This window comes from Mesorhizobium temperatum (assembly GCF_002284575.1).
Taxonomy (GTDB): Bacteria; Pseudomonadota; Alphaproteobacteria; order Rhizobiales; family Rhizobiaceae; genus Mesorhizobium; species Mesorhizobium temperatum.
In genome coordinates this window covers 1-21,114 of record NZ_NPKJ01000071.1, presented here as the reverse complement: position 1 = coordinate 21,114, position 21,114 = coordinate 1, and the positions used below count along the sequence as shown (strand labels likewise).

The 21,114-nt window shown below is 63.6% G+C and carries 23 protein-coding genes; 13 read left to right on the top strand and 10 right to left on the bottom strand.

Annotated features, from left to right (window positions below; all coding sequences use genetic code 11):
* The first annotated feature begins 79 nt into the window (after positions 1-79).
* Together CIT26_RS29850 and CIT26_RS29845 are read left to right on the top strand one after the other, a co-directional pair.
* The gene (locus CIT26_RS29850) at positions 80-553 is read left to right on the top strand and encodes a CYTH domain-containing protein (RefSeq protein ID WP_095495897.1); all 474 of its coding nucleotides are present in this window, start codon (positions 80-82) and stop codon (positions 551-553) included.
* A complete protein-coding gene (locus CIT26_RS29845; RefSeq protein WP_095495896.1) occupies positions 550-1,497 on the top strand; it encodes a CHAD domain-containing protein in 948 nt (315 codons plus the stop codon). Before CIT26_RS29850 ends, CIT26_RS29845 begins: the two co-directional genes overlap by 4 nt.
* 54 nt (positions 1,498-1,551) lie before the next feature.
* On the opposite strand, the gene CIT26_RS29840 is transcribed toward CIT26_RS29845, so the two are convergent.
* The 4 genes from CIT26_RS29840 to CIT26_RS29825 all read right to left on the bottom strand — a co-directional run bounded on the left by CIT26_RS29840 (position 1,552) and on the right by CIT26_RS29825 (position 5,161).
* Complete coding sequence (locus CIT26_RS29840; protein ID WP_095495895.1) at positions 1,552-3,273, bottom strand: SulP family inorganic anion transporter; 1,722 nt, start codon at positions 3,271-3,273, stop codon at positions 1,552-1,554.
* Between the two features lie 128 nt (positions 3,274-3,401).
* Positions 3,402-3,671 (bottom strand): helix-turn-helix domain-containing protein, encoded by a 270-nt coding sequence (locus tag CIT26_RS29835; RefSeq protein ID WP_095495894.1) that lies wholly within the window; start codon positions 3,669-3,671, stop codon positions 3,402-3,404.
* 331 nt (positions 3,672-4,002) lie between these two features.
* Positions 4,003-4,704 carry a phosphatase PAP2 family protein gene (locus CIT26_RS29830; RefSeq protein WP_095495893.1) on the bottom strand — a complete coding sequence of 234 codons (702 nt, stop codon included), beginning with the start codon at positions 4,702-4,704 and terminating at the stop codon, positions 4,003-4,005.
* A gap of 118 nt (positions 4,705-4,822) precedes the next feature.
* Positions 4,823-5,161: a hypothetical protein gene (locus CIT26_RS29825; protein WP_095495892.1), complete on the bottom strand. Its 339-nt coding sequence runs from the start codon at positions 5,159-5,161 to the stop codon at positions 4,823-4,825.
* Between the two features lie 205 nt (positions 5,162-5,366).
* Here CIT26_RS29825 and CIT26_RS29820 point away from each other — a divergent pair, with 205 nt between their 5' ends.
* Positions 5,367-7,361, top strand: a complete 1,995-nt coding sequence (locus tag CIT26_RS29820; protein WP_095495891.1) for a PhoX family protein — start codon at positions 5,367-5,369, stop codon at positions 7,359-7,361.
* Between the two features lie 614 nt (positions 7,362-7,975).
* On the opposite strand, the gene CIT26_RS29810 is transcribed toward CIT26_RS29820, so the two are convergent.
* Both CIT26_RS29810 and CIT26_RS29805 read right to left on the bottom strand, forming a co-directional pair.
* Entirely contained in the window at positions 7,976-8,737 is a 762-nt protein-coding gene (locus CIT26_RS29810; protein WP_095495890.1) for an ABC transporter permease, read from the bottom strand.
* On the bottom strand, positions 8,734-9,660 hold the full coding sequence (locus tag CIT26_RS29805) for an ABC transporter ATP-binding protein (protein WP_095495889.1): 927 nt from the start codon (positions 9,658-9,660) through the stop codon (positions 8,734-8,736). The genes CIT26_RS29810 and CIT26_RS29805 overlap by 4 nt, the downstream gene beginning before the upstream one ends.
* Here CIT26_RS29805 and CIT26_RS38370 point away from each other — a divergent pair.
* From CIT26_RS38370 to CIT26_RS29775, 7 genes are all read left to right on the top strand, one after another.
* Positions 9,647-9,772, top strand: coding sequence for a hypothetical protein (locus CIT26_RS38370; RefSeq protein ID WP_280178794.1), 126 nt, complete (start codon positions 9,647-9,649; stop codon positions 9,770-9,772). The genes CIT26_RS29805 and CIT26_RS38370 overlap by 14 nt on opposite strands.
* Positions 9,773-9,890: 118 nt before the next feature.
* Positions 9,891-11,249, top strand: a complete 1,359-nt coding sequence (locus tag CIT26_RS29800) for a cytochrome ubiquinol oxidase subunit I (protein ID WP_095495888.1) — start codon at positions 9,891-9,893, stop codon at positions 11,247-11,249.
* 11 nt (positions 11,250-11,260) lie between these two features.
* The gene (locus CIT26_RS29795; RefSeq protein ID WP_095495962.1) at positions 11,261-12,265 is read left to right on the top strand and encodes a cytochrome d ubiquinol oxidase subunit II; all 1,005 of its coding nucleotides are present in this window, start codon (positions 11,261-11,263) and stop codon (positions 12,263-12,265) included.
* Positions 12,266-12,464: 199 nt separating this feature from the next.
* Positions 12,465-13,235, top strand: coding sequence for a transporter substrate-binding domain-containing protein (locus tag CIT26_RS29790; RefSeq protein WP_167391579.1), 771 nt, complete (start codon positions 12,465-12,467; stop codon positions 13,233-13,235).
* A gap of 40 nt (positions 13,236-13,275) precedes the next feature.
* Positions 13,276-13,947 carry an amino acid ABC transporter permease gene (locus CIT26_RS29785; RefSeq protein WP_095495886.1) on the top strand — a complete coding sequence of 224 codons (672 nt, stop codon included), beginning with the start codon at positions 13,276-13,278 and terminating at the stop codon, positions 13,945-13,947.
* A 10-nt stretch (positions 13,948-13,957) separates the two neighbouring features.
* Complete coding sequence (locus CIT26_RS29780; RefSeq protein WP_095495885.1) at positions 13,958-14,617, top strand: amino acid ABC transporter permease; 660 nt, start codon at positions 13,958-13,960, stop codon at positions 14,615-14,617.
* Positions 14,595-15,320, top strand: coding sequence for an amino acid ABC transporter ATP-binding protein (locus CIT26_RS29775; protein WP_095495884.1), 726 nt, complete (start codon positions 14,595-14,597; stop codon positions 15,318-15,320). The genes CIT26_RS29780 and CIT26_RS29775 overlap by 23 nt, the downstream gene beginning before the upstream one ends.
* A 192-nt stretch (positions 15,321-15,512) precedes the next feature.
* On the opposite strand, the gene msrA is transcribed toward CIT26_RS29775, so the two are convergent.
* The 4 genes from msrA to CIT26_RS36840 all read right to left on the bottom strand — a co-directional run bounded on the left by msrA (position 15,513) and on the right by CIT26_RS36840 (position 17,848).
* On the bottom strand, positions 15,513-16,253 hold the full coding sequence (gene msrA / locus CIT26_RS29770) for a peptide-methionine (S)-S-oxide reductase MsrA (RefSeq protein ID WP_095495883.1): 741 nt from the start codon (positions 16,251-16,253) through the stop codon (positions 15,513-15,515).
* Between the two features lie 199 nt (positions 16,254-16,452).
* Positions 16,453-16,725, bottom strand: coding sequence for a hypothetical protein (locus CIT26_RS29765; RefSeq protein ID WP_095495882.1), 273 nt, complete (start codon positions 16,723-16,725; stop codon positions 16,453-16,455).
* Positions 16,726-16,805: 80 nt separating this feature from the next.
* Positions 16,806-17,495, bottom strand: coding sequence for a DUF1223 domain-containing protein (locus CIT26_RS29760; protein WP_095495961.1), 690 nt, complete (start codon positions 17,493-17,495; stop codon positions 16,806-16,808).
* A gap of 191 nt (positions 17,496-17,686) precedes the next feature.
* Complete coding sequence (locus CIT26_RS36840; RefSeq protein ID WP_167391574.1) at positions 17,687-17,848, bottom strand: hypothetical protein; 162 nt, start codon at positions 17,846-17,848, stop codon at positions 17,687-17,689.
* A gap of 228 nt (positions 17,849-18,076) precedes the next feature.
* Here CIT26_RS36840 and lepA point away from each other — a divergent pair, with 228 nt between their 5' ends.
* The 3 genes from lepA (at position 18,077) to CIT26_RS29740 (ending at position 21,025) form a co-directional block, all read left to right on the top strand.
* Entirely contained in the window at positions 18,077-19,882 is a 1,806-nt protein-coding gene (gene lepA / locus CIT26_RS29750) for a translation elongation factor 4 (protein ID WP_095495880.1), read from the top strand.
* A 107-nt stretch (positions 19,883-19,989) separates the two neighbouring features.
* Positions 19,990-20,514: a hypothetical protein gene (locus CIT26_RS36835; protein ID WP_167391573.1), complete on the top strand. Its 525-nt coding sequence runs from the start codon at positions 19,990-19,992 to the stop codon at positions 20,512-20,514.
* A gap of 7 nt (positions 20,515-20,521) precedes the next feature.
* Positions 20,522-21,025, top strand: coding sequence for a hypothetical protein (locus CIT26_RS29740; protein ID WP_095495879.1), 504 nt, complete (start codon positions 20,522-20,524; stop codon positions 21,023-21,025).
* Positions 21,026-21,114 lie beyond the last annotated feature (89 nt).

Below are 21,114 nucleotides of genomic sequence, written 5' to 3'. Positions count from 1 at the left end.
TTAATCAATCGAATGATTAAAGTCAACCCCGCCCATCTCCATCTTGCCATCTCCAGCCGCACGCGCTTTAGTGCGAGCCATGGTCAAGGAAATCGAGCGCAAGTTCCTGGTCTCCGGCGCGCAGTGGCGGGATCTGGTCGAGGCGGACATCCGCATTCGCCAGTTCTATCTCGCCGCCGCACCCGACCGCTCGGTCCGCGTGCGCATCAGCGACGGCGCCTCGGCGAAGCTGACGCTCAAATTCGGCAGCAAGGCCCGCGAACGTGACGAATTCGAGTATCCGATCCCTCTGGCGGAGGCGGAAGAGATGCTGGCCTTCGCCATCGGACGTGTCATCGAGAAGACACGCCACCATGTTAGGCATCGCGGCCATCTCTATGAAATCGATGTCTTCGGCGGGACGCTTAGCGGTCTGGTGGTCGCCGAACTTGAGACGCTCGAGGACGTGCAGGACGAAATGCTGCCAGATTGGCTCGGCCGCGAAGTCACCGGCGAGCAGAGGTTCTACAACGCGTCGCTCGCCATCGAGGGGGTTCCGGAGATCGCCGCATGAGCTATCGCATCGATCCGCGCCTGCCGTTAACCGGCGAGGTCAGGCGCATCCTCGCCGAGGAGATCGGCAAGGCGCTCGTCCAACTGGACGCGGCGCATGACAGGCCGGAGCAGGCGCTGCACAAATGCCGCAAGCGGCTGAAGAACGTGCGCGCCTTGCTGCGTCTGGTCCGTTCCGGAGACGAAACATTTTGCGGGACCGAGAATCAGTGTTACCGACAGGTGGCTGCCCTGCTTGCCGGTCCGCGCGAGGCAACCGCGCTGGTTGAAACCATCGACCGGCTGGCAGCAAGCTTTTCCGAGCAAAGCGCCGGCGGCGGTCTCGATGCTGTTCGCGACACGCTCGTCGCGCGCCAGCACGAATTGCATGGTCGAGCCGGCCTCGGCGCAGTGATAGCTGCCGCGATTGCCGCTTGCGAGGAGGGTATCAGCCGGATCGATACGCTGGCCTTGCCCGACCAGCCCGAACAGGCCGCCGATGTGCTTGCCGAAGGTGCCCGCATCACTCTGCGTCGTGCCAGAAAGGCGCTGGACAAGGCAGGCTCCCGCGGTGAGGCCGATGATTTCCATGATCTGCGCAAGGCGGCAAAGACTCACGGCATGCATCTGTCGCTGCTCGGAAGGCTGTGGCCGACGCCGATCAAGGCCCGGCGCAAGGCGGTCGACGAACTCGGCGAAAAGCTGGGCGAACTGCATGATGTGTTCGTCCTGCGTACGCTTCTCGATGCCGACGACCGGCCGCTCGGCTCTCCTCAAGAAACGCGGCTCCTGAGCAAGCTGTTGAAGCGCTCGGAGAAAAGCCTGAAAAAGACCTGTCTCGCCGCGGCAGCCGATCTGTTCGGCGACAGCCCCAGGCGCTCGACAAGGAAACTCGCGCGCAAAGTGCGTGACGATCTGGCCGCTGCGCCGCGCGAAGATGCCAGCGCGCCCGGCGCCGCCGGCTGACGCGGTGCTTGCGTCGGTATCCGTCCCGAGATCGTTGACAAATGAGGAGGAGGTTTAGACCTCTCCCGGGGGGGCTTTTTTCAGTTGCGCCCGCGCATCCCTGATCGAGGCGGCGTATGTCACCAGCGGCCGTTTGACGCCGTGGTTGATCAGCATGCGGCGTGTCTGCGGCGAAGCGCCTGATATGATGAAGCGCACGCCGGCGCGCCTCGCCTTGTAAGCAGCGCCCTCGATGACGTTGGCCGCCGTCGAATCGAAGAACGGCACCGCCGAGCAGTCGAGGATGAAGTTCTTGCGCTGATCGGCGATGCGGTCCAGCACCGTGGCGACGGTCGAGGCGGCGCCGAAGAAGAAGGCGCCCGAAATCCGGTAGACGACGGTGTCGGCATCGCTGGCTTCGCTGGAATCGTATGCGCTGTCGGCGCCGGTTCTGTCGGCGACATCGTCCTGCACCAGTCTCTGGTCCGGCTCAACCGCAATGCTCTTGGCCATGCGGTCGATGAACAGGATCGAGCCCAGCGCGAAGCCGACGACGATGCCTTCGGTGAGATCGCGGAAGATGACGATCAGGAACGTCGCCATCAGCACCAGCGCGTCGCCGCGCGAGGCACGCAGCAACGTGGCAAAGGCCTGCTTCTCGAACATGTTCCAGCACACCACCGCCAGCACGCCGGCAAGGGCTGCAAGCGGGATGTAGCTGGCCAGCGGCGCCGCGACCAGCATCAGGGCAAGCAGGAGGACCGAGTGGATCATGCCCGAAACCGGTCCATGCGCGCCGGCCCGCACATTGGTCGCCGTGCGGGCAATGGTGCCGGTGGTGCAGATGCCGCCGAACAGGGCGGACGCGATGTTGGCAAAGCCTTGCGCCACGAGTTCGCAATTGGAGCGGTGCCGCCTTCCCGTCATGCCGTCTGCGACCACTGCCGACAGCAGCGATTCAATCGCGCCGAGCAGCGCAAAGGCTATGGCGTCCGGCAGGACGTCGATCGCCCTGTCGAAGCTGATCGGCGGAAAGGCAGGCATTTGCAGGCTGCGCGGGATGCCGCCGAAGCGCGTGCCGATCGTTTCGGCAGGCAGCGAAAACAGCGCCGCAACAAGCGACGCCAGACCAATGGCGATCAGCATGGCGGGCCATTTCGGCCGCCACCGCTTCATCAGAGCAATGGCGACGATGGTCAGTACGGCCACAGAGGTGGCTGCGAGATTGATCGTGCCGGCTGCCTCGCCGATCGCCATCAGCTTCGGCACCAACGGTCCAGGTTCTTTGCCGGCGAGCTTCAGTCCAAACAGCTCGACGATCTGGCCGGAGAAGATGATGACGGCGATGCCGGCGGTGAAGCCGACGGTCACCGGATAGGGAATGAATTTGATGTAGGTGCCAAGCCTGAGATAACCGATGGCGAGCAGGAAGATGCCGGCCATCATCGTCGCCAGCAGCAACCCGTCGACACCGACCCGCGCCACCGTTGCCGCCACCAGCACGATGAAGGCGCCGGCCGGCCCGCCGATCTGGAAGCGGCTGCCGCCGAGCGCCGAGACGAGGAAGCCGCCGATGATGGCGGTGTAGAGCCCGCGCTCCGGCGTCACGCCCGATGCGATCGCGATCGCCATCGACAGCGGCAGCGCCACGATGGCCACGGTCAGTCCGGCGACGGCATCGGCCTTGAAATGCTCTGATGTGTAGCCCTCGCGCAGCACCGTCACCAGCTTCGGCGTGAACAGTTCGGAAAATGTCGGCTGCGCCGGTTGATGAATTGCCCGCCGGGTTCGATCCATGGATTGCCTTCCGCTCCTGATGCATGCCGCCCAAAAGTGCACAGCGGTTTGGGGCACGCATAAAAACCAAGGAGGCGGCGGGATCGTCGGCAGGACTGTCGGCGGTCGCCGTCGCGACTTTTATCGGCTCAGCCTGGCGGCTTCTGCGGCACGACCGGCTTGAGGCGCACGCCCCTGCCGCCGCGCTCGCTGGCCTGGTTCTCGCCGATCAGTTCCACGCCGGCCTCATTGAGGGCCTGGATGACCTTCATCAGCGTATCGACCACGCCCCTGACCACGCCGTCGCTCGCTTCCATGCGCTGAATGGTTGGAAGCGAAACCCCGGCACGCTCGGCGAGCGTCTTCTGATCGATGCCGGCCAGCGCCCTTGCGGCGCGCATCTGCGCGGCAGTGATCATCGGCTAAGAACCCCCGTCTGAGTCTGCATTCCCATGTATAATATCATCATTATGATGGTTCAATCATCATGATGCACATGTCAGGCATGCACACACCAAAACCGCTTGTGTCCTGCAGAGCTCGCGCGTTACGCGTCGTCTGGCGGAAATAGCCACGGCGGTCTTCAATTTTCAGCAATCGAAATTCAAAGGGATTAAGCAGTTGAGAGTTTTCAAGGCTTTGATGAGATCGACGTTCTTGGTGTCGACGGTTTTTCCTGCTGGCAGGTTGCGGGCATGAGCTCGTCAACACGCTGATTTGACCGACACAGCGTCGTTCTGACCAGCCGGTTCAGCCGCCGTCGGTCTGCCCGCGCCATCGCTGCAGCGCCCATGCGGCCAGCCAGCACAGCATCGCCCAGGCGAAGCCGGCGCACCAGCCGGCCAGCACGTCGGATGGCCAATGAACGCCGAGATAGACGCGGCTGATGCCGACCAGCAGGGTGGTCAGCACCGCCAGTGCCAGCACATAGACCTTGGTCGTTCGCCCAGGCAGGAAGCGCGACGCCATGCTGCCCAGCGTCAAATATGTCACCGCCGACAGCATCGCGTGGCCGCTCGGAAACGAAAGCGATGCCACGTCGGCGAGATGCGAGACCAGATCGGGGCGCGGCCGGTCGATCCCGAGCTTCAGCGTGCTCGACAGGGCCTGCCCGCCCGCCACTGCTACGAAAACGAGAAACGCTGGTCCCGGCCTGTGGATCAGCAGCAGATAGACGATCACCGCCGCCGTCATCAGCACCAGCACACTGGCACTGCCGAGGCTGGTGATGTCGCGCATCGCCCCTTCCAGCCACGGCGGTCCGATCGGATTGTCGGGCTGGCCGGCTTCACGGAAGGCGAGCAGGATTTCCGTGTCGAAGGCGTGCGGCGTAGTGTCTCGCGCCACCTCCATCAGTTCCTCGAACCCCCACAGTCCGCCGGCGATGACCAGTCCGGCCAGCAGCACCGGGAATTCGATCCAGTTGAGCAGCTTGCTTGCGGTATTCTTCATCGGCCCAATCGTCCTACAGCGCCGCGCGTCCTTTTGACGCGCAAAGGACGCTGTAGCACTTTAATTTTCGCGCATGATCCCCAGCGAAATCGATTCCGATTTTCGGGGTCATGCGCAATTACAGTTTTTGCAGATAGGGTCCGAGTGTGATCAGCGCCACAGCAGCGACGGCGAGCACGATGCCGGTCGCCTGCAACGCATTGACGCGCTCGCCGAAGAACACCAGTGCTACCACGTTCACCGACACCAGCTGGATCACCGCCGACAGGCTGAACGACACCGACATGCCGAATTCACGGATCAGCCTCAGCATTATCAGATTGCCCGCCGAATAGAGCGCCAGCGTCAAAACGATCTTGCCGAGGCTCGGCGCCAGTCCCCATTGCTTGGCCGCCGTCGCCGCCAGCAGGAAGATCACCGTCGAAATGCCGAGCTGCCCCAGTCCCCAGAAACTCACTTTTTGTCCCTCTCGACGCGGTCCTTCCGCGCCTGCCGCAGATCTTGTTTCCGAAGCTCGGGTCGCGGTCAAGCGAGGCTGATCATGGACACGAAATCGAGGCTGGAAATTGGCCGGCAACGTCATCAAACTGTGATCTGCTCGCGATAGGCGGTCAGTCAAGCAAGACGCTCCAGCCATCCCAAGAAGCCAGAGGCAAGCCCCCATGACTGAACATCGCTCCCCCGACGCCCATTTCCGCACCAGCCTGCTTGAGGAAAACGATGGGCCAGGTGCCAATCCCACCGACAACCAGACGATGGGCGAGATCATCGCCGCGCGTTTCTCGCGCCGTGGTTTCCTGCAGGGATCGCTCGCGGCGACCGCCATCGCCGTCACCGTCAGCCCGTTGGCGCTGATCCTCGCCGACGATGCCCGCGCCAACGGCGGCTCGGCCTTCACCTTCGACGAGGTCGAGGCGGGCGTCGACGACAAGCACCATGTCGCCGCCGGCTATGACGCCGACGTGCTGTTGCGCTGGGGCGATCCACTGTTTGCCGATTCGCCGGAATTCGATCCGACAAAACAGTCGGCGCAGGCCCAGGAAAGACAGTTTGGCTACAACAACGACTATGTCGGCTACATCCCGCTCGACGGCTCGGCCGAGCATGGCCTGCTGGTGGTCAACCACGAATACACCAACCCGCATCTGATGTTTCCGGGCCTCGTCACTATCGTCGAGGGCGAGGCCGCCAAGCAGGCGCCGCTGAGTAAGGAACAGGTCGATATCGAGATGGCCGCGCATGGCGGCACCATCGTCGAGATCCGCAAGGTGTCAGGCAAATGGCAAGTAGTGCGCGACGGCAAGCTCAATCGCCGCATAACCTCTAACACCGAGATGGCACTGTCCGGCCCCGTCGCCGGCCACGACCGCGTCAAGACCAGTGCCGATCCGACCGGCACGAAGGCCATCGGCACCGTCAACAATTGTGCCGGCGGCGTCACGCCCTGGGGCACCTATGTCATGGCCGAGGAAAACATACACGGCTATTTCTCGGGCGAACTGCCGGAAGGCCACAAGGAAGCCGCCAACCACAAGCGCCTGGGTATTCCCGAAGGCGCCTATGAGTGGGCGGCGCACTACGACCGCTTCGACATCGGCAAGGAGCCGAACGAGCCGAATCGCTTCGGCTGGATCGTCGAGGTCGACGTCAACGATCCGACCTCGGTGCCAAGGAAGCGCACTGCCATGGGCCGCTTCAAGCATGAGGGCGCTGAATCGATCGTCGCCAAGGATGGCCGTGTCGTCTTCTATCTCGGCGACGACGAGCGCTTCGACTATGTCTATAAATTCGTCACGGCCGGCAAGTTCAACGCCGAGGACCGCGCCGCCAACATGGATCTTCTCGACGACGGCACGCTTTATGTCGCCAAATTCGCCGAGGACGGGTCGCTCGAATGGCTGCCGGTCGTCTTTGGCCAGGGGCCGCTGACCGCCGAGAACGGCTTTGCCAGCCAGGCCGACGTGCTGATCGAGACGCGCCGCGCCGCCGACCTGCTCGGCGCCACCAAGATGGATCGCCCCGAGGACGTCCAGCCCAATGCCACCAATGGCAAGGTCTATCTGATGTTGACCAATAATTCGAAGCGCAAGGCCGAGCAGGCCGACGCCGCCAACCCGCGCGCCGAAAACGCCTTCGGCCATATCATCGAGATCGTCGAGGACGGCGGTGATTTCACTGCCACCAAGGGCAAGTGGGAAGTGCTGCTGAAATGCGGTGATCCCGCTGTGGCCGAAGTCGGCGCCACCTTCTCGACCGCGACCACCGCCAATGGCTGGTTCGGCATGCCGGACAATTGCGCCATCGATTCAGCCGGCCGGCTCTGGGTCTCGACCGATGGCCAGGGTCCGAAGGCCACCGGCCGCACCGACGGCCTGTGGGCGGTCGACACCGAAGGCGAGGCGCGGGCGACATCAAAGCTGTTCTTCCGCGTGCCGATCGGTGCTGAACTGTGCGGCCCGCTATTCACGCCCGACGACCAGACCGCTTTCGTCGCGGTCCAGCATCCGGCCGATGGCGGCGAAGACTGGGAGGCTTTTGGCCGTCCCTCTTACTACGAGGACCCGTCGACCCGCTGGCCCGACTTCAAGCCCGATATGCCGGTGCGGCCGTCGGTCGTCGCCATCACCAAACAGGGCGGTGGCAAAATCGCGGTCTAGCTCATCTCACCCCAGGTCCACGCCGGTAAATCGTGGAGGAGGGGTTTTGGCTCGACCGAAGCGCCTCCTTTTTATGCCCAATTGCCAATTTATGCCCAATTGGCAGGGCTTCCGTTCAATTCTCGCTGCCACCAGTGATTCGAAGCCCGCGGGCTGGCGGGTATTCCCTGATAACGAAGCGCGGCACGCGGAATCTCGACAGTGCCCTCCTTGCGCATTCATTTCGACCGGTTGCTCGAGGGCGCCGCGCCCAAGGTCTCCCGGCGGGAGCTGACCCATGTCGAACGCCTTGGCGTTGGTCCGCCGGCATGGCGATTTTTCGCTCGCCTATTCGACCGCCGCCCGGCTACATCGCCTTCGGCACCAAGATGAAGCACCATTTCGCGCTCGGCGACCCCGTGGTTCACCCACCCGATCGGCCCGACTATATCAGGCGTTTCGTTGAGGCCGCCGGTAACCCTGGTTCGTGCAGATCGGCGATCAGACGGCGCGCGTGCTGGCCGGGCTTGGATACCGGGTCAATCGTGTCGGTGTGGATACGCGGCTGATCCTGCCGGCCCCTGCGGATGCCCGGTTGCAGGACTGGGAGGCAGCGATTGCCCTCAGCCAATCCGTCAGGTCCGCAGCCGGTAGCCGGTCCTGAAGATCCACGCGACGATCGCTATGCAGATAAACAGGAAAACGACGGTCATGCCGAGGCTGATGCCGATCGAGACGTCGGACTTGCCGTAGAAGCTCCAGCGAAAGCCGCTGACCAGATAGAGGACGGGGTTGAACAGCGTCACTGTGCGCCAGATGCCGGGCAGCATGTCGATCGAATAGAAGCTGCCGCCAAGGAAGGTCAGCGGCGTGATGATCAGCAGCGGCACCAGCTGCAGTTGCTCGAAGCTTCTCGCCCAGATGCCGATGATGAAACCGAACAGGCTGAAGGTCACCGCCGTCAGCACCAGGAAGGCGAGCATCCAGAACGGATGCTCGATGGTCAGCGGCACGAACAGCGCCGCGGTCGCCAGGATGATCAGGCCGAGGATGATCGACTTGGTCGCCGCACCCCCGACATAGGCAATGATGATCTCCAGATAGGACACCGGCGCCGACAGCAATTCGTAGATCGAGCCGACGAATTTCGGGAAATAGATGGCGAAGGAGGCGTTGGAGATCGACTGCGTCAGCAGCGACAGCATGATCAGCCCCGGCACGATGAAGGCGCCGTAGCTGATGCCGTCGATCTCGGTGATGCGCGAGCCGATCGCCGAGCCGAAGACGACGAAATAGAGCGATGTCGAGATGACCGGCGAAACAATGCTCTGCAGCACGGTCCGGAAGGCGCGCGCCATTTCCATCTTGTAGATCGCCCAGACGGCTCGCAGGTTCATGCGTCCCTCCTAACCAGTTTGACGAAGATCTCCTCGAGCGAGCTGTTTTGCGTGTCGATATCGCGAAACTGGATGCCGGCCGTCTCAAGATCGCGGAGCAGCGAGGCGACGCCCGGCCGTTCGCTCTGGTTGTCATAGGTGTAAGTCAGTTGACTGCCGTCCGGTGAAAGCTCCAGCGCGTAGCGCGAAAACGTCGCCGGTATGCTGGCGAGCGGACTGCGCAGCGCCAGCAACAGCCGTTTGCGGCCAAGCGTGCGCATCAGTTCGGCCTTGTCCTCGACCAGCACGATCTCACCGCGATTGATGACGCCGACGCGGTCGGCCATCGCTTCGGCCTCCTCGATATAGTGCGTCGTCAGGATGATGGTGACGCCATCCTCGCGCAGCCGGCGCACCATCGCCCACATGTCCTGGCGCAGCTCGACGTCGACGCCGGCTGTCGGCTCGTCGAGGAACAACACCCTTGGTTCGTGCGACAGCGCCTTGGCGATCATCAGCCGCCGCTTCATGCCGCCGGACAGGGTGATCGCCTTGGCGTCTTTCTTGTCCCACAACGACAGGTCACGCAGTACTTTCTCGACGAAGGCGTGGTCGGCCGGCTTGCCGAACAGGCCGCGGCTGTAGTTGACCGTCGCCCATACGCTCTCGAACGCGTCGATGGTCAGTTCCTGCGGCACCAGCCCGATCAGGCTGCGCGCGGTGCGATAATCCCGGCTGATGTCGTTGCCGTCCACGGTGACCGTGCCCGACGAGCGGTTGACGATACCGCAGACAATCGAGATCAGCGTCGTCTTGCCGGCGCCGTTCGGCCCGAGCAGCGCAAAGATCTCGCCGCGCTCGATATCAAGGTTGATCTCCTTCAGCGCCTTGAAACCGGTGGCGTAGGTCTTGGTGACCCCGGAAATGGAAATGATGGATGGCATGGCTGAAAAACGGCTGCTTGAAAGGAGGTCTGTTGATTTTAGTCCGCTGAATGTCGGTGCGCGCCGCCGGAAGTCAATGGCACTCCTGACAGTTCTGGACATCGGTATGTGAAGACGCATCCACCGCTGCCGCGGTCCTGCGGCGTTCCGCCTCGCGTGACGCCACGCCGCTTTGACCGGTCGGCGCATCCGGCCTATCTTCCCTGACATAGCAGCAGCCGGAGCCCACCATGGACCCGCTCATCCTTTCGCGCATCCAATTCGGCGCGAACATCTCGTTCCATATCCTGTTTCCGGCTATCACCATTGCGCTTGGCTGGGTGCTGCTGTTCTTCAAGCTTCGCTACAACGCCACTGGCGATTCCGCCTGGATGCGCGCCTATTTTACCTGGGTGAAGGTGTTCGCGCTGTCCTTTGCCATGGGCGTGGTTTCAGGCGTCACCATGAGCTTCCAGTTCGGCACCAACTGGCCGGGTTACATGGAGACCGTCGGCAACATAGCCGGCCCGCTGCTCGCCTATGAGATCCTCACCGCCTTCTTCCTCGAGGCGGCATTCCTCGGCATCATGCTGTTCGGCTTCCGCCGCGTCTCCAATCGCATCCACACCCTGGCAACCGTGCTGGTGGCCGGCGGCACCACCCTGTCCGCCTTCTGGATCATCGCGCTCAATTCATGGATGCAGACGCCGGTCGGCTTCGAGATGCGCAACGGCGTCGCCCACGCCACCGACTGGTGGGCGATCGTCTTCAATCCGTCCATGCCTTACCGGCTCGTCCACATGCTGATTGCCTCCGGCCTGACGGTCTCGTTCCTGATCGCCGGCCTGTCGGCGCTGCGCTATCTCTATGGCGACCGCTCGGAATCGATGTGGAAGGCATTGCGCACCGGTGTCTTCACCGCGGCGATCCTGATCCCCATCCAGATCTTCGCCGGCGACCAGCATGGCCTCAACACGCTGGAACACCAGCCGCAGAAGATCGCCGCCATGGAGGCCAACTGGAACACCGGCCCCAATGTGCCGCTGGTCCTCTTCGCGCTTCCCGACGAGGCGGCAAGGGAGAACAAATTCGAAGTCGCCATCCCCGACGGCGCCAGCCTCATCCTCAGGCACAGCGCCAGTGGCGTCGTGCCGGGGCTGAACGACTATGCCGGCAACCACCCGCCGGTCTTCCCGGTGTTCTGGGCTTTCCGCATCATGGTCGGCACCGGCGTCCTGATGCTCGTCGTCTCCTGGTCGGCCGCCTTTTTCCTCAAGCGCCGCCACAGCCTGCCGAAACCGCTGGCGCTGGTGATGGTGCCATTGGCGCTGTCCGGCTGGCTGGCGACGCTGGCCGGCTGGTACACCACCGAGATCGGCCGCCAGCCCTGGCTGGTCGCCGGCGTGCTCAGGACCGTCGATGCCGTCGGCCCGGTCGCCGGCAGCCAGGTCGCGCTGTCGCTTGCGGTCTATCTCATCCTCTATGCGCTGCTTCTGACCGCCTATCTCGGCGTGCTGGTCTATCTGGCGCTGAAGGCGGCGAAGGACGGCGATACCTCGCCGCTGCCGGGCGTTCTCGACGCGCCGCTGTCGCAGCCGGCGGCGAAATAGGAGGAATGGTGATGACCCTCGACTGGCCGACATTGCTCCCCCTCATCTTCGCCGGCCTGATGGGCCTTGCCATCCTGATCTACGTTATCCTCGACGGCTTCGATCTCGGCATCGGCATCCTGTTCGCGGCTGCCGAGGACGCCGAGCAGGACACGATGATCGCGGCAATAGGCCCGTTCTGGGACGCCAACGAGACCTGGCTGGTGCTGGCCGTCGGCCTGCTGCTGGTCGCCTTCCCGCTGGCGCACGGCACCATCCTCACCGCGCTCTACATTCCGGTCTTCCTGCTCCTTGTCGGCTTGATCCTGCGCGGCGTTGCCTTCGATTTCCGTGCCAAGGTGCCGGCCGGCCGGAAGCATCGCTGGAACCGCATCTTCTTCCTGGGCTCGGTCATCGCCTCGCTGGCGCAGGGCTACATGCTGGGGATCTATGTGCTCGGCCTGGATGTCGGCCTCGGCGGCATGGCCTTCGGCGCGCTGGTGGCGCTCTGTCTTGCCGCCGCCTATGCGGCGATGGGCGCGGCCTGGGTCATCTACAAGACGGACGGCGAATTGCAGAAGAAGGCGGTGCTCTGGCTGCGCCGGGCGCTGGTGCTGACCGCGCTCGGCATGGTCGCCGTCTCGCTGGCCACGCCGCTCGCCAGTCCGCGCATCTTCGACAAATGGTTCGTCTGGCCCGCCATGCTCTACCTGTCGCCGCTGCCGATCCTGTCGGCGGTACTGTTCGCGTGGCTGTGGCGGCAGACCTTCCAACTGCCTAAGACGGACGACCGCCATGCGCTGACGCCGTTCTTGACGCTGGCCGCCATCTTCACGCTGGGCTTTGCCGGGCTCGCCTGGTCGTTCTATCCCTTCGTCGTGCCCGACAGGCTGACCATCTGGCAGGCGGCGTCCGCGCCTGAAAGCCTCGCCATCATCCTGGCCGGCACGGTGGTCGTGCTGCCGATCATCATTTTCTATTCGTTTTATGCCTACCGCGTGTTCGGCGGCAAGGCGACGGATCTGACCTACGACTGACAGGCAACCGCCGCACTGCACAATATTTAGGCAGCCTGCTGGTCGGGCGGCATTGGATCGTGAAGACGGCCTTCCCAATCCTACTGGGAAAGCCTGATTCGCGCTGATTTCGATGGTTTGGCATGTCTGTTGCTTTCCCTGACGACCAATCGGTTTTGTTCAGTCAAAGGGAAAAATAATGAACCGTCGCAATGTATGCATGCTGGCCTTCGCCGCCGTGGCTGGAATCGCCATGGCTCCGTTCCCGCAGGCGCGGGCTGACGCCTTGAGCGACATCGGGGCGCGGGGCACCATCCGCATCGCCGTCCCACAGGATTTCCCACCCTTCGGAAGTGTCGGCGCCGACATGACGCCGCAAGGCTACGACATCGATATCGCCAATCTGATTGGCGAAAAGCTCGGCGCCAAGGTCGAGATCGTCCCGGTCACCAGCGCCAACCGCATTCCCTATCTTCAGACCAACAAGGTCGACCTGGTCATCTCCAGCCTCGGCAAGAATCCCGATCGCGAGAAGGTCATCGACTTTTCCGAAGCCTACGCTCCCTTCTACAATGGCGTGTTCGCTCCGGCGGACGTCGCGGTCGCGAAGGCGGAAGACCTTGCTGGCAAGACCGTTGGCGTCACCCGCGGCGCGATCGAAGACCTCGAGCTCACCAAGGTCGTCCCCGCAAGCGTCGAGATCAAGCGCTACGAGGACAACAACGGCACTATTTCGGCTTTCCTTTCGGGCCAGGTCGAGGTGATCGCAACCGGGAATGTCGTCGCCGCCGCCATCCTCGAAAAGAACCCACCCAAGCGGCCGGAGCTCAAATTCCTGATCAAGAACTCGCCTTGCTACATCGGCATGAATAAGGAGCAGCCGGCGCTGATGGCCAAGATCAACGGCATCATCGCCGCTGCCAGGTCCGACGGCGCCCTCAACACGATTTCGCAAAAATGGCTGAAGGTGGACCTGCCGGCTGATCTGTGATCGCCGCCCGCCGCGTGTGGTTTAGGTCAGGTAGCAAGCCATGACCTATCAGTTCGATTTCGGCTGGCTGATCGAGTCTCTGCCGGTGCTGTTCAAGGGCATTCGGATCACCGTGCAGCTCATCCTGATCGGCGCGGTGTTCGGCGTGGCATTGGGCATTGCCTGCGCCTGGGTGCGCGCACTCGGGCCGAAATGGCTAAAGCCCGTCGTCGCGGCCTATGTCGAGCTGATCCGCAACACGCCCTTTCTGATCCAGCTGTTCTTCATCTTCTTCGGCCTGCCGTCGCTTGGCATCAGGATGTCGGAACTGAGCGCGGCCAACCTCGCCATGATCGTGAACCTCGGCGCCTATAGCTGCGAGATCATCCGCGCCGGCATCCAGGCCACGCCACGTGGCCAGTTCGAGGCTGGCGCGAGTCTCGCCATGACCCCGTTCCAGGCCTTCTGGTATGTGGTTCTGGTCCCGGCGCTGCAGCGCATCTGGCCTGCGCTGTCGTCGCAGATCGTCATCGTCATGCTAGGTTCGGCCGTCGTTTCGCAGATTGCCGCCGAGGACCTGACCTTCGCCGCCAACTTTATCCAGTCGCGCAATTTCAGGGCCTTCGAAACCTACACCGTCTCCACCTTGATCTACCTGGCCCTCGCCATCCTGCTGCGCCAGCTGCTGGCCGGCCTGGGCTGGATGCTGTTCCCAAGGAAGGCGTCGCGATGAGACATGCGCCATGACCGAGTTCAGCTTCTGGGACATCCTGCGTAATCTGCTTCTGGCCGCCCGCTGGACCGTTGTCCTCTCGCTGGTCTCCTTCATCGGCGGCGGCATTGTCGGGGCGGCCCTGCTTTTCCTGCGCATCGGCGGCCAGCGTTGGGCGCGGCTGCTGTCACGCGGCTACATCCAGCTGTTTCAGGGCACGCCGCTCCTGATGCAGCTTTTTCTCGCTTTCTTCGGCCTTGGCCTGTTCGGCATCGACGTTCCCGCCTGGCTTGCCGCTTGTGTCGCGCTCATCCTGTGGACCGCCGCCTTCCTCGCCGAAATCTGGCGCGGCTGCGTCGAGAGCATCGCCAAGGGCCAGTGGGAGGCGTCCGCCAGCCTCGGCATGGGTTACCTCCAGCAGATGCGCTACGTCATCCTGCCGCAGGCGCTGAAAGTGGCGGTGCCGCCGACCGTCGGCTTCTCGGTGCAGGTGGTGAAAGGCACCGCGCTCACCTCGATCATCGGCTTCGTCGAATTATCGAAGGCCGGTTCGATCGTCACCAACGCCACGTTCCAGCCGTTCACCGTCTATGGCCTGGTCGCGCTCATCTATTTTGCTTTGTGCTGGCCGCTGTCGAAATCCAGCCAGCTCCTGGAAAGGAAGCTCAATGTCGCTCATCGCAATCACTGAGGTGAAGAAGCGCTTCGGCGACAACGAGGTGCTGAAGGGGATTTCAATCGACGTCGCGCCGGGCGAGGTCGTCGCCATCATCGGCAAGAGCGGTTCGGGCAAGTCGACGCTGCTGCGCTGCATCAACGGGCTGGAGACCATCGATGAAGGTTCGATCGTCGTCGCCGGCGCCCAGTTCCTGCCCGACGAGGTTCATCTCAAGGCGTTGCGCCTGAAGGTCGGCATGATCTTTCAGCAATTCAACCTGTTCCCGCATCTCACGGCCGGCGGCAATGTCATGCTGTCGCAGATGGTGGTGAAGAAGACGCCGAAAAAGGACGCCGAGGCGGTCGCGCGAAAAATGCTCGACCGCGTCGGTCTCGCCCACAAGTTCGACGCATTGCCGGACGAACTGTCCGGCGGCCAGCAGCAGCGCGTGGCGATCGCTCGAGCGCTCGCCATGCAGCCCATCGCGCTGCTATGCGACGAGATCACCTCAGCGCTCGACCCCGAACTCGTCGCCGAAGTGCTGGCCGTCGTCAAGGAATTGGCCGCGGAAGGCATGACGTTGGTGATGGTCACCCACGAGATGCGCTTCGCCCGCGACGTCTGCTCGCGCGTCGTCTTCATGCATCAGGGCCGCGTCCACGAGATCGGCGCCCCCGAGGACGTCTTCGCCAACCCCAGGACGCCGGAGCTCCGGCAGTTTCTGGGCGTGCAATAAGGTATATTGATATTCAGGTGATGCCGGCCTGCAAACGGCGGCTTCCTGCGCTTCCGGTACTCGCGTACCCGAAAGCACGCTCCGTTCCGGTTCTCAGAATCCACCATTTTCGGCTCGGCCTAGCCCGAATCTCAACACACCTTACGCCGCCGTGCGTCCACTTGGACGCACCAAGTACACGCTGGCAAAAGATCAGCTCTTGTTGGTGGCCAGCACCAGCACCGGCTTGTCGCTGTAAAGGCTGGGGAATAGCCGCTTCAGATTCTCGACCTTGGGCAGGTCGTTGTAGACGATGTAGGGGTAGGTCGGGTTCAGCGTCAAAAAGTCCTGGTGATAGTCTTCGGCCGGATAGAATGGTTTGCCGGTCTCCAGCGTGGTCACGATCGGCTCCGGAAATACCTTGGCCTTGTCGAGCTGGGCGATGTAGGTCTCGGCGATCTTCTTCTGGGCATCGTTTTCGGCAAAGATCGTCGAACGGTATTGCGGGCCGCGGTCCGGACCCTGATAGTTCAGCTGCGTCGGGTTGTGCGCGACCGAGAAATACACCTGCAGCAACTGGCCGTAGGTCACCTCTGTCGGCTCGTAGGTGATCTCGACGGCTTCGGCGTGCCCGGTCCGGCCGGTGCCGACCGTCTCGTAGACGGCAGTGTCCTTGTCGCCGCCGGCGTAGCCGGAGACGGCGCTGGTCACGCCCTTGACGTGCTGGAACACGCCTTGCACGCCCCAGAAGCAGCCACCGGCGAAGACCGCCTTCGCGGTGCTGGCGGCGGGTTTCTCGTCCATCGCCGGCGGCGGGATCACCACCGCCTCCTCGGCCGAGCTTGCCGGCGTCTGCCACAAGGCGGCGCTGGCCGCCGCGAGCATCAGCGCCGCAAGCGCGCCCCTGGCGAAGTTCATCGACCGCCTCGCAACGGGTTCTCGAATACCGGTCATGTCGGATCTCCCATGATGGTGTTTTGACTATAGAACATATAAGTCCGCCGGCGTTTCACATTGCCGTGCGTAGTTCGGGCCGCGCATAGTTCGGGCCGTGCGTATCTGGAATGCTGCGCAGGCGCAGGGTTGCCCCCGCGCCGGGCCGCAAGGGCCTGTCCCTGATCTCGACAGGAACGAGCAGGGATGGCCCCGAAACCTACTTGGCCATGCCCATCGCGTCGCAGGCTTTCGTTGCCTCATCCTTCTTCATCACGTCCGTTTCCATGGCTGCCTTGACCATGCAGTCCTTTATCTTCTCGGCGGCCATCGGGTCGGCCGGCTTCATCGCGTCGGTGGCCATGGCATCCGTGGCCATCGGGTCCGCGGGCTTCATCGCATCTTCGGCGCGGGTAGTGCCGCCGGCGAAAAGCGCCGTCGAGCAAAGCGCGAAGGCGAGCACCGGCAGCGTCAGGCGGGTGAAGTTGGTCATGGTGGTCTCCTCTGGGTGGCACGCTGATGCGGCCGGTAGGTGCGGCGCCGCTCATGCGGCGTTGCGCAGATCTTTGGATTCTAGTTCGTCGCGGCGGCCAGGATCGGTCCGCCATCTGGCACCTGCACCAGCACTGCGGTGCTGAGCCCGCTCGGCGGTGCCGGCAGCGGCAGCGCGAGGGCATCGCCGGTCCAGGCGCCAAGCCTGGAGAGGGAATGCACGACATTGGCGTGCGGCAGCGTGCGTCCGGTGTTTTCGCCGCGCGCCACCGGCACTTCGATAACACCTTGCCGGTAGCGCACCAGCCAGATATCGGCCTTGCCGCCTGACACCGGGCCGGCGCCGATGGCGATCTTGCCGCCGTCGAGCGACAGCGAGGGTCCTTTCGCGCGGCCGCTGCTCGCAATCAGCTGCTCGATCTCGCCGGGCCGGGCGCCGACCGCATCGGCATTGCCATTGACCACCACTTGCGGCGTGAACGGACCCGAACGGCCGAGCGACGGTTCGTAGCGGACCTGGCGCTGGGTGAATTCCTCTCTGCCGAAAGTGTCCTTCCAGCCGAGATAGTCCCAGTAGGTGACGTTGAAGGAGAGCGCCAGCACGCCTGGGCGGTCCCTGACCTTGATCAGATTGGCGTTGGCCGGCGGGCAGGACGAACAGCCCTGGCTGGTGAACAGCTCGACCACGGTGAGCGGCTGGCCGGCCGCGCCGGTTGCCGAAAACAGAGCAGCGGCGAGCCCTACAAGGACCGCGCCTGCGCTTGATTGCATCACGCTTCTGCTGCGTTTGGCTCTTGATCCGATCATCGGCTGTCCTCCGCTGCGACGGGCGTGAAGCGCCGTCATGTCCACACTTCGGCGCCGCAATGCGGTTCGTTACAGCGATCACCGCTTCGTGATCGTCTACCTTCGTTTGCTGCCGGCGCGATGCCGCGAACAACGGCGTCTTCGGCCGCCTGCGCTCAGCCCTGGCGCCGCGTGTCCATGTAGTACCATAGGCCGGCCGCGACAGCACCGGCCGCGATACAAACGGCAATCCAGATCCCGGTGTTGCCGCCCACATTGCCGAACGCGGCCCCCAGCACCACCCCACCGAGAATGCCCCAAACCAGCTTGCTCGCCATTGGTTTGTCCTTTCGTGAGTTCGGAAGGATGCGAGCCTTGCATAGCTGTGTGGTCATTTATCGACACCGGACGAGACCGGGAAATGGCCGGCACCGATGGATGCTGCTTCGGCTTTCGCTAGCCGCCAGCGCTGGAAACACAGGCGGGTAAGCGCAAACCTGAAGCGATTGCCCTGGGCACGCGCCCGCCGCTTGCCCGGGCAAGCTGCCCCTGCTAAAGCGCGCGACATGACCACGCCGATCAAGAACATCCGCAATTTCTCCATCGTCGCGCATATCGACCATGGCAAATCCACGCTTGCCGACCGGCTGATCCAGTCCACCGGCGGGCTGGAGCTGCGCGACATGAAGGAGCAGGTGCTGGACTCGATGGACATCGAGCGCGAGCGCGGCATCACCATCAAGGCGCAGACCGTGCGGCTGAAATACCGCGCCAACAATGGCGAGGACTATATCCTCAACCTGATCGACACGCCCGGCCATGTCGACTTCGCCTACGAAGTGTCGCGGTCGCTGGCCGCCTGCGAGGGCTCGCTGCTGGTCGTCGATGCCTCGCAAGGCGTCGAGGCGCAGACGCTGGCCAATGTCTACCAGGCCATCGACAACAACCACGAGATCGTCGTGGTGCTGAACAAGGTCGACCTGCCGGCCGCCGAGCCCGAGCGCATCCGCGAGCAGGTCGAGGAGGTGATCGGCATCGACGCCTCCAACGCCGTGCTGATCTCGGCCAAGACCGGGCTCGGCATTCCCGACGTGCTGGAGGCGATCGTCAACGAATTGCCGCCGCCGCGCGAGGGCGACATCACCGCCCCGCTGAAGGCGATGCTGGTCGACAGCTGGTACGACGCCTATCTCGGCGTCATCGTGCTGGTCCGCGTCATCGACGGCGTCTTGAAGAAGGGCCAGACCATCCGCATGATGGGCACCGGCGCCAAGTACCTGGTCGAGCGCACCGGCGTCTTCACCCCTGCCCGTATCAATGTCGACGAGCTCGGGCCCGGCGAGTTCGGCTTCTTCACCGGCTCGATCAAGGAAGTCGCCGACACCCGCGTCGGCGACACCATCACCGAGGACAAGCGCCAGACGGCGCAGGCCCTGCCCGGCTTCAAGCCGGCGCAGCCGGTGGTGTTCTGCGGCCTGTTCCCGGTCGACGCCGCCGATTTCGAGGATCTGCGCGCCGCGGTCGGCAAGCTGCGCCTCAACGACGCTTCCTTCTCGTTTGAAATGGAAACCAGTGCGGCGCTGGGCTTCGGCTATCGCTGCGGCTTCCTCGGCCTCTTACATCTCGAAATCATCCAGGAGCGGCTGGAGCGCGAGTTCAACCTCGACCTCATCGCCACGGCGCCCTCGGTCGTCTACCGCTTGGCTCTGAACGACGGCACGACGAAGGAACTGCACAACCCGGCCGACATGCCCGACGTGGTCAAGATCGCGGCGATCGAGGAGCCGTGGATCCGCGCCACCATCCTGACGCCGGACGAGTATCTCGGCGGCATCCTAAAACTCTGCCAGGACCGGCGCGGCATTCAGGCCGATCTGTCCTATGTCGGCAAGCGCGCCATGCTGACCTACGATCTGCCGCTCAACGAGGTCGTCTTCGACTTCTACGACCGGCTGAAGTCGATCTCCAAGGGCTACGCCTCCTTCGACTATCACCTGACCGACTATCGCGAGGGCGACCTGGTGAAAATGTCGATCCTGGTCAATGAGGAGCCGGTCGACGCGCTGTCGATGCTGGTCCACCGCACGGCGGCGGAAAAGCGCGGCCGGCTGATGTGTGAGAAGCTGAAGGAGCTGATCCCGCACCATCTGTTCAAGATCCCGATCCAGGCTGCGATCGGCGGCAAGGTCATCGCCCGCGAAACGATCTCGGCGCTGCGCAAGGACGTCACCGCCAAATGCTACGGCGGCGACGTCTCGCGCAAGCGCAAGCTGCTCGACAAGCAGAAAGAGGGCAAGAAGCGGATGCGCCAGTTCGGCAAGGTGGATATCCCGCAGGAGGCGTTTATCCAGGCGCTGAAGATGGGCGATTGAGGGAGCAGCGCCCGCAATCGCGAAGGATGAGGGCCGGAGGCCACGAAAACCAACGATTGGAGAATGCCCTTTCCTGAAGTATCCTTGGGCTTGGAAGGGGGATCTCAATGCGTTCCGCCAACCCTGCCTTCTCCGACATCGTCGCCGCGATCGGCCTCGCCATCGGTGGCGCTTTTGGCCTTGCCGGAACCTTCGTGGACAGCGCCGAGCTGCGCGAAACACTCTGGACGATCGACGGCGTGGCACTCGTGGTGGCAGCCGCTCTGCTGACGATGAAGTATCAGCGGCAGGGCAACGACTGCGTAGCGGCCGGATTTTTGACCTTTGTCGCGGGCGAGAGCCTGCTCCTGGCCGGCAATGCCGCAGGCCTCCAGGCCAGCGTTCCCTCCTATGTCGGGGGTATCTCGCTTTGGGCGGCTGCGCTTGTCATGGTCAGCGCGCCGAAAACCTTCGCTCTGTGGATGCGTCTGACTGCTGTCGTGGCCGCTGTGCTCTTTATTGTCTCGGCAGGCCTGATCCTCTGGGGCGCGCCTTTGCTGCCGACCTCGGCGCCCTTGCCTGCCGCTGGGTATCCGTTTCTGGTCCTCACCTTCATCGGCTGGATCTGGACCCTGCTGAAATCAGGCCGATGAGTGGCCCATGTCCGCGCCCGTCGAAATCCGCAACAGCCTCACCGGGAAGCTCTTTCCCGCGCTCGGGCCGTTCCTGATCGCGGCAATCTTCGGCTTCTTCGCGCTGAAGGGGCTTGCGTCAGGCGCGCCGGCCGGGCGGCTGCTTTGGGTGGCGGTGCTGGCGCTTGGCTGCCTGGCGCTGGGTCTGTTCCTGGCGCGCGGGGCGTTCGACACCGGCGTCCAGGTGGTGCTCGACGACAGGGGCTTTCGCGACCGGCGCGGCGGCGACGTGCTGGTGCCCTGGGAGAAGGTGCGCAGAGTGCACCCCGGCAAGGACGCGGGGATGATCAGCTTCGAGCTGACCGAGCCACCTCCCGATGCCATCAGATACGCGCCGGCCAACGCGCTCGGCCTCTTGCTGCCCTTCGGCAAGAACATCGTGCACATGGAGATCTCCTCGCTCGACATCACCGGCGCCGACATGATCGCGGCGATCCGCCGGCTCGCGCCGCATGTGGCGGTCGGCGGTTGAGCGCCCTGCCTTCTCCCCTTGTGAGACCTTTGCACAGAAGCCGAACGGTGATTCTGTGGTGATGGTCGCAGCAGGGAGATTCGGGATGG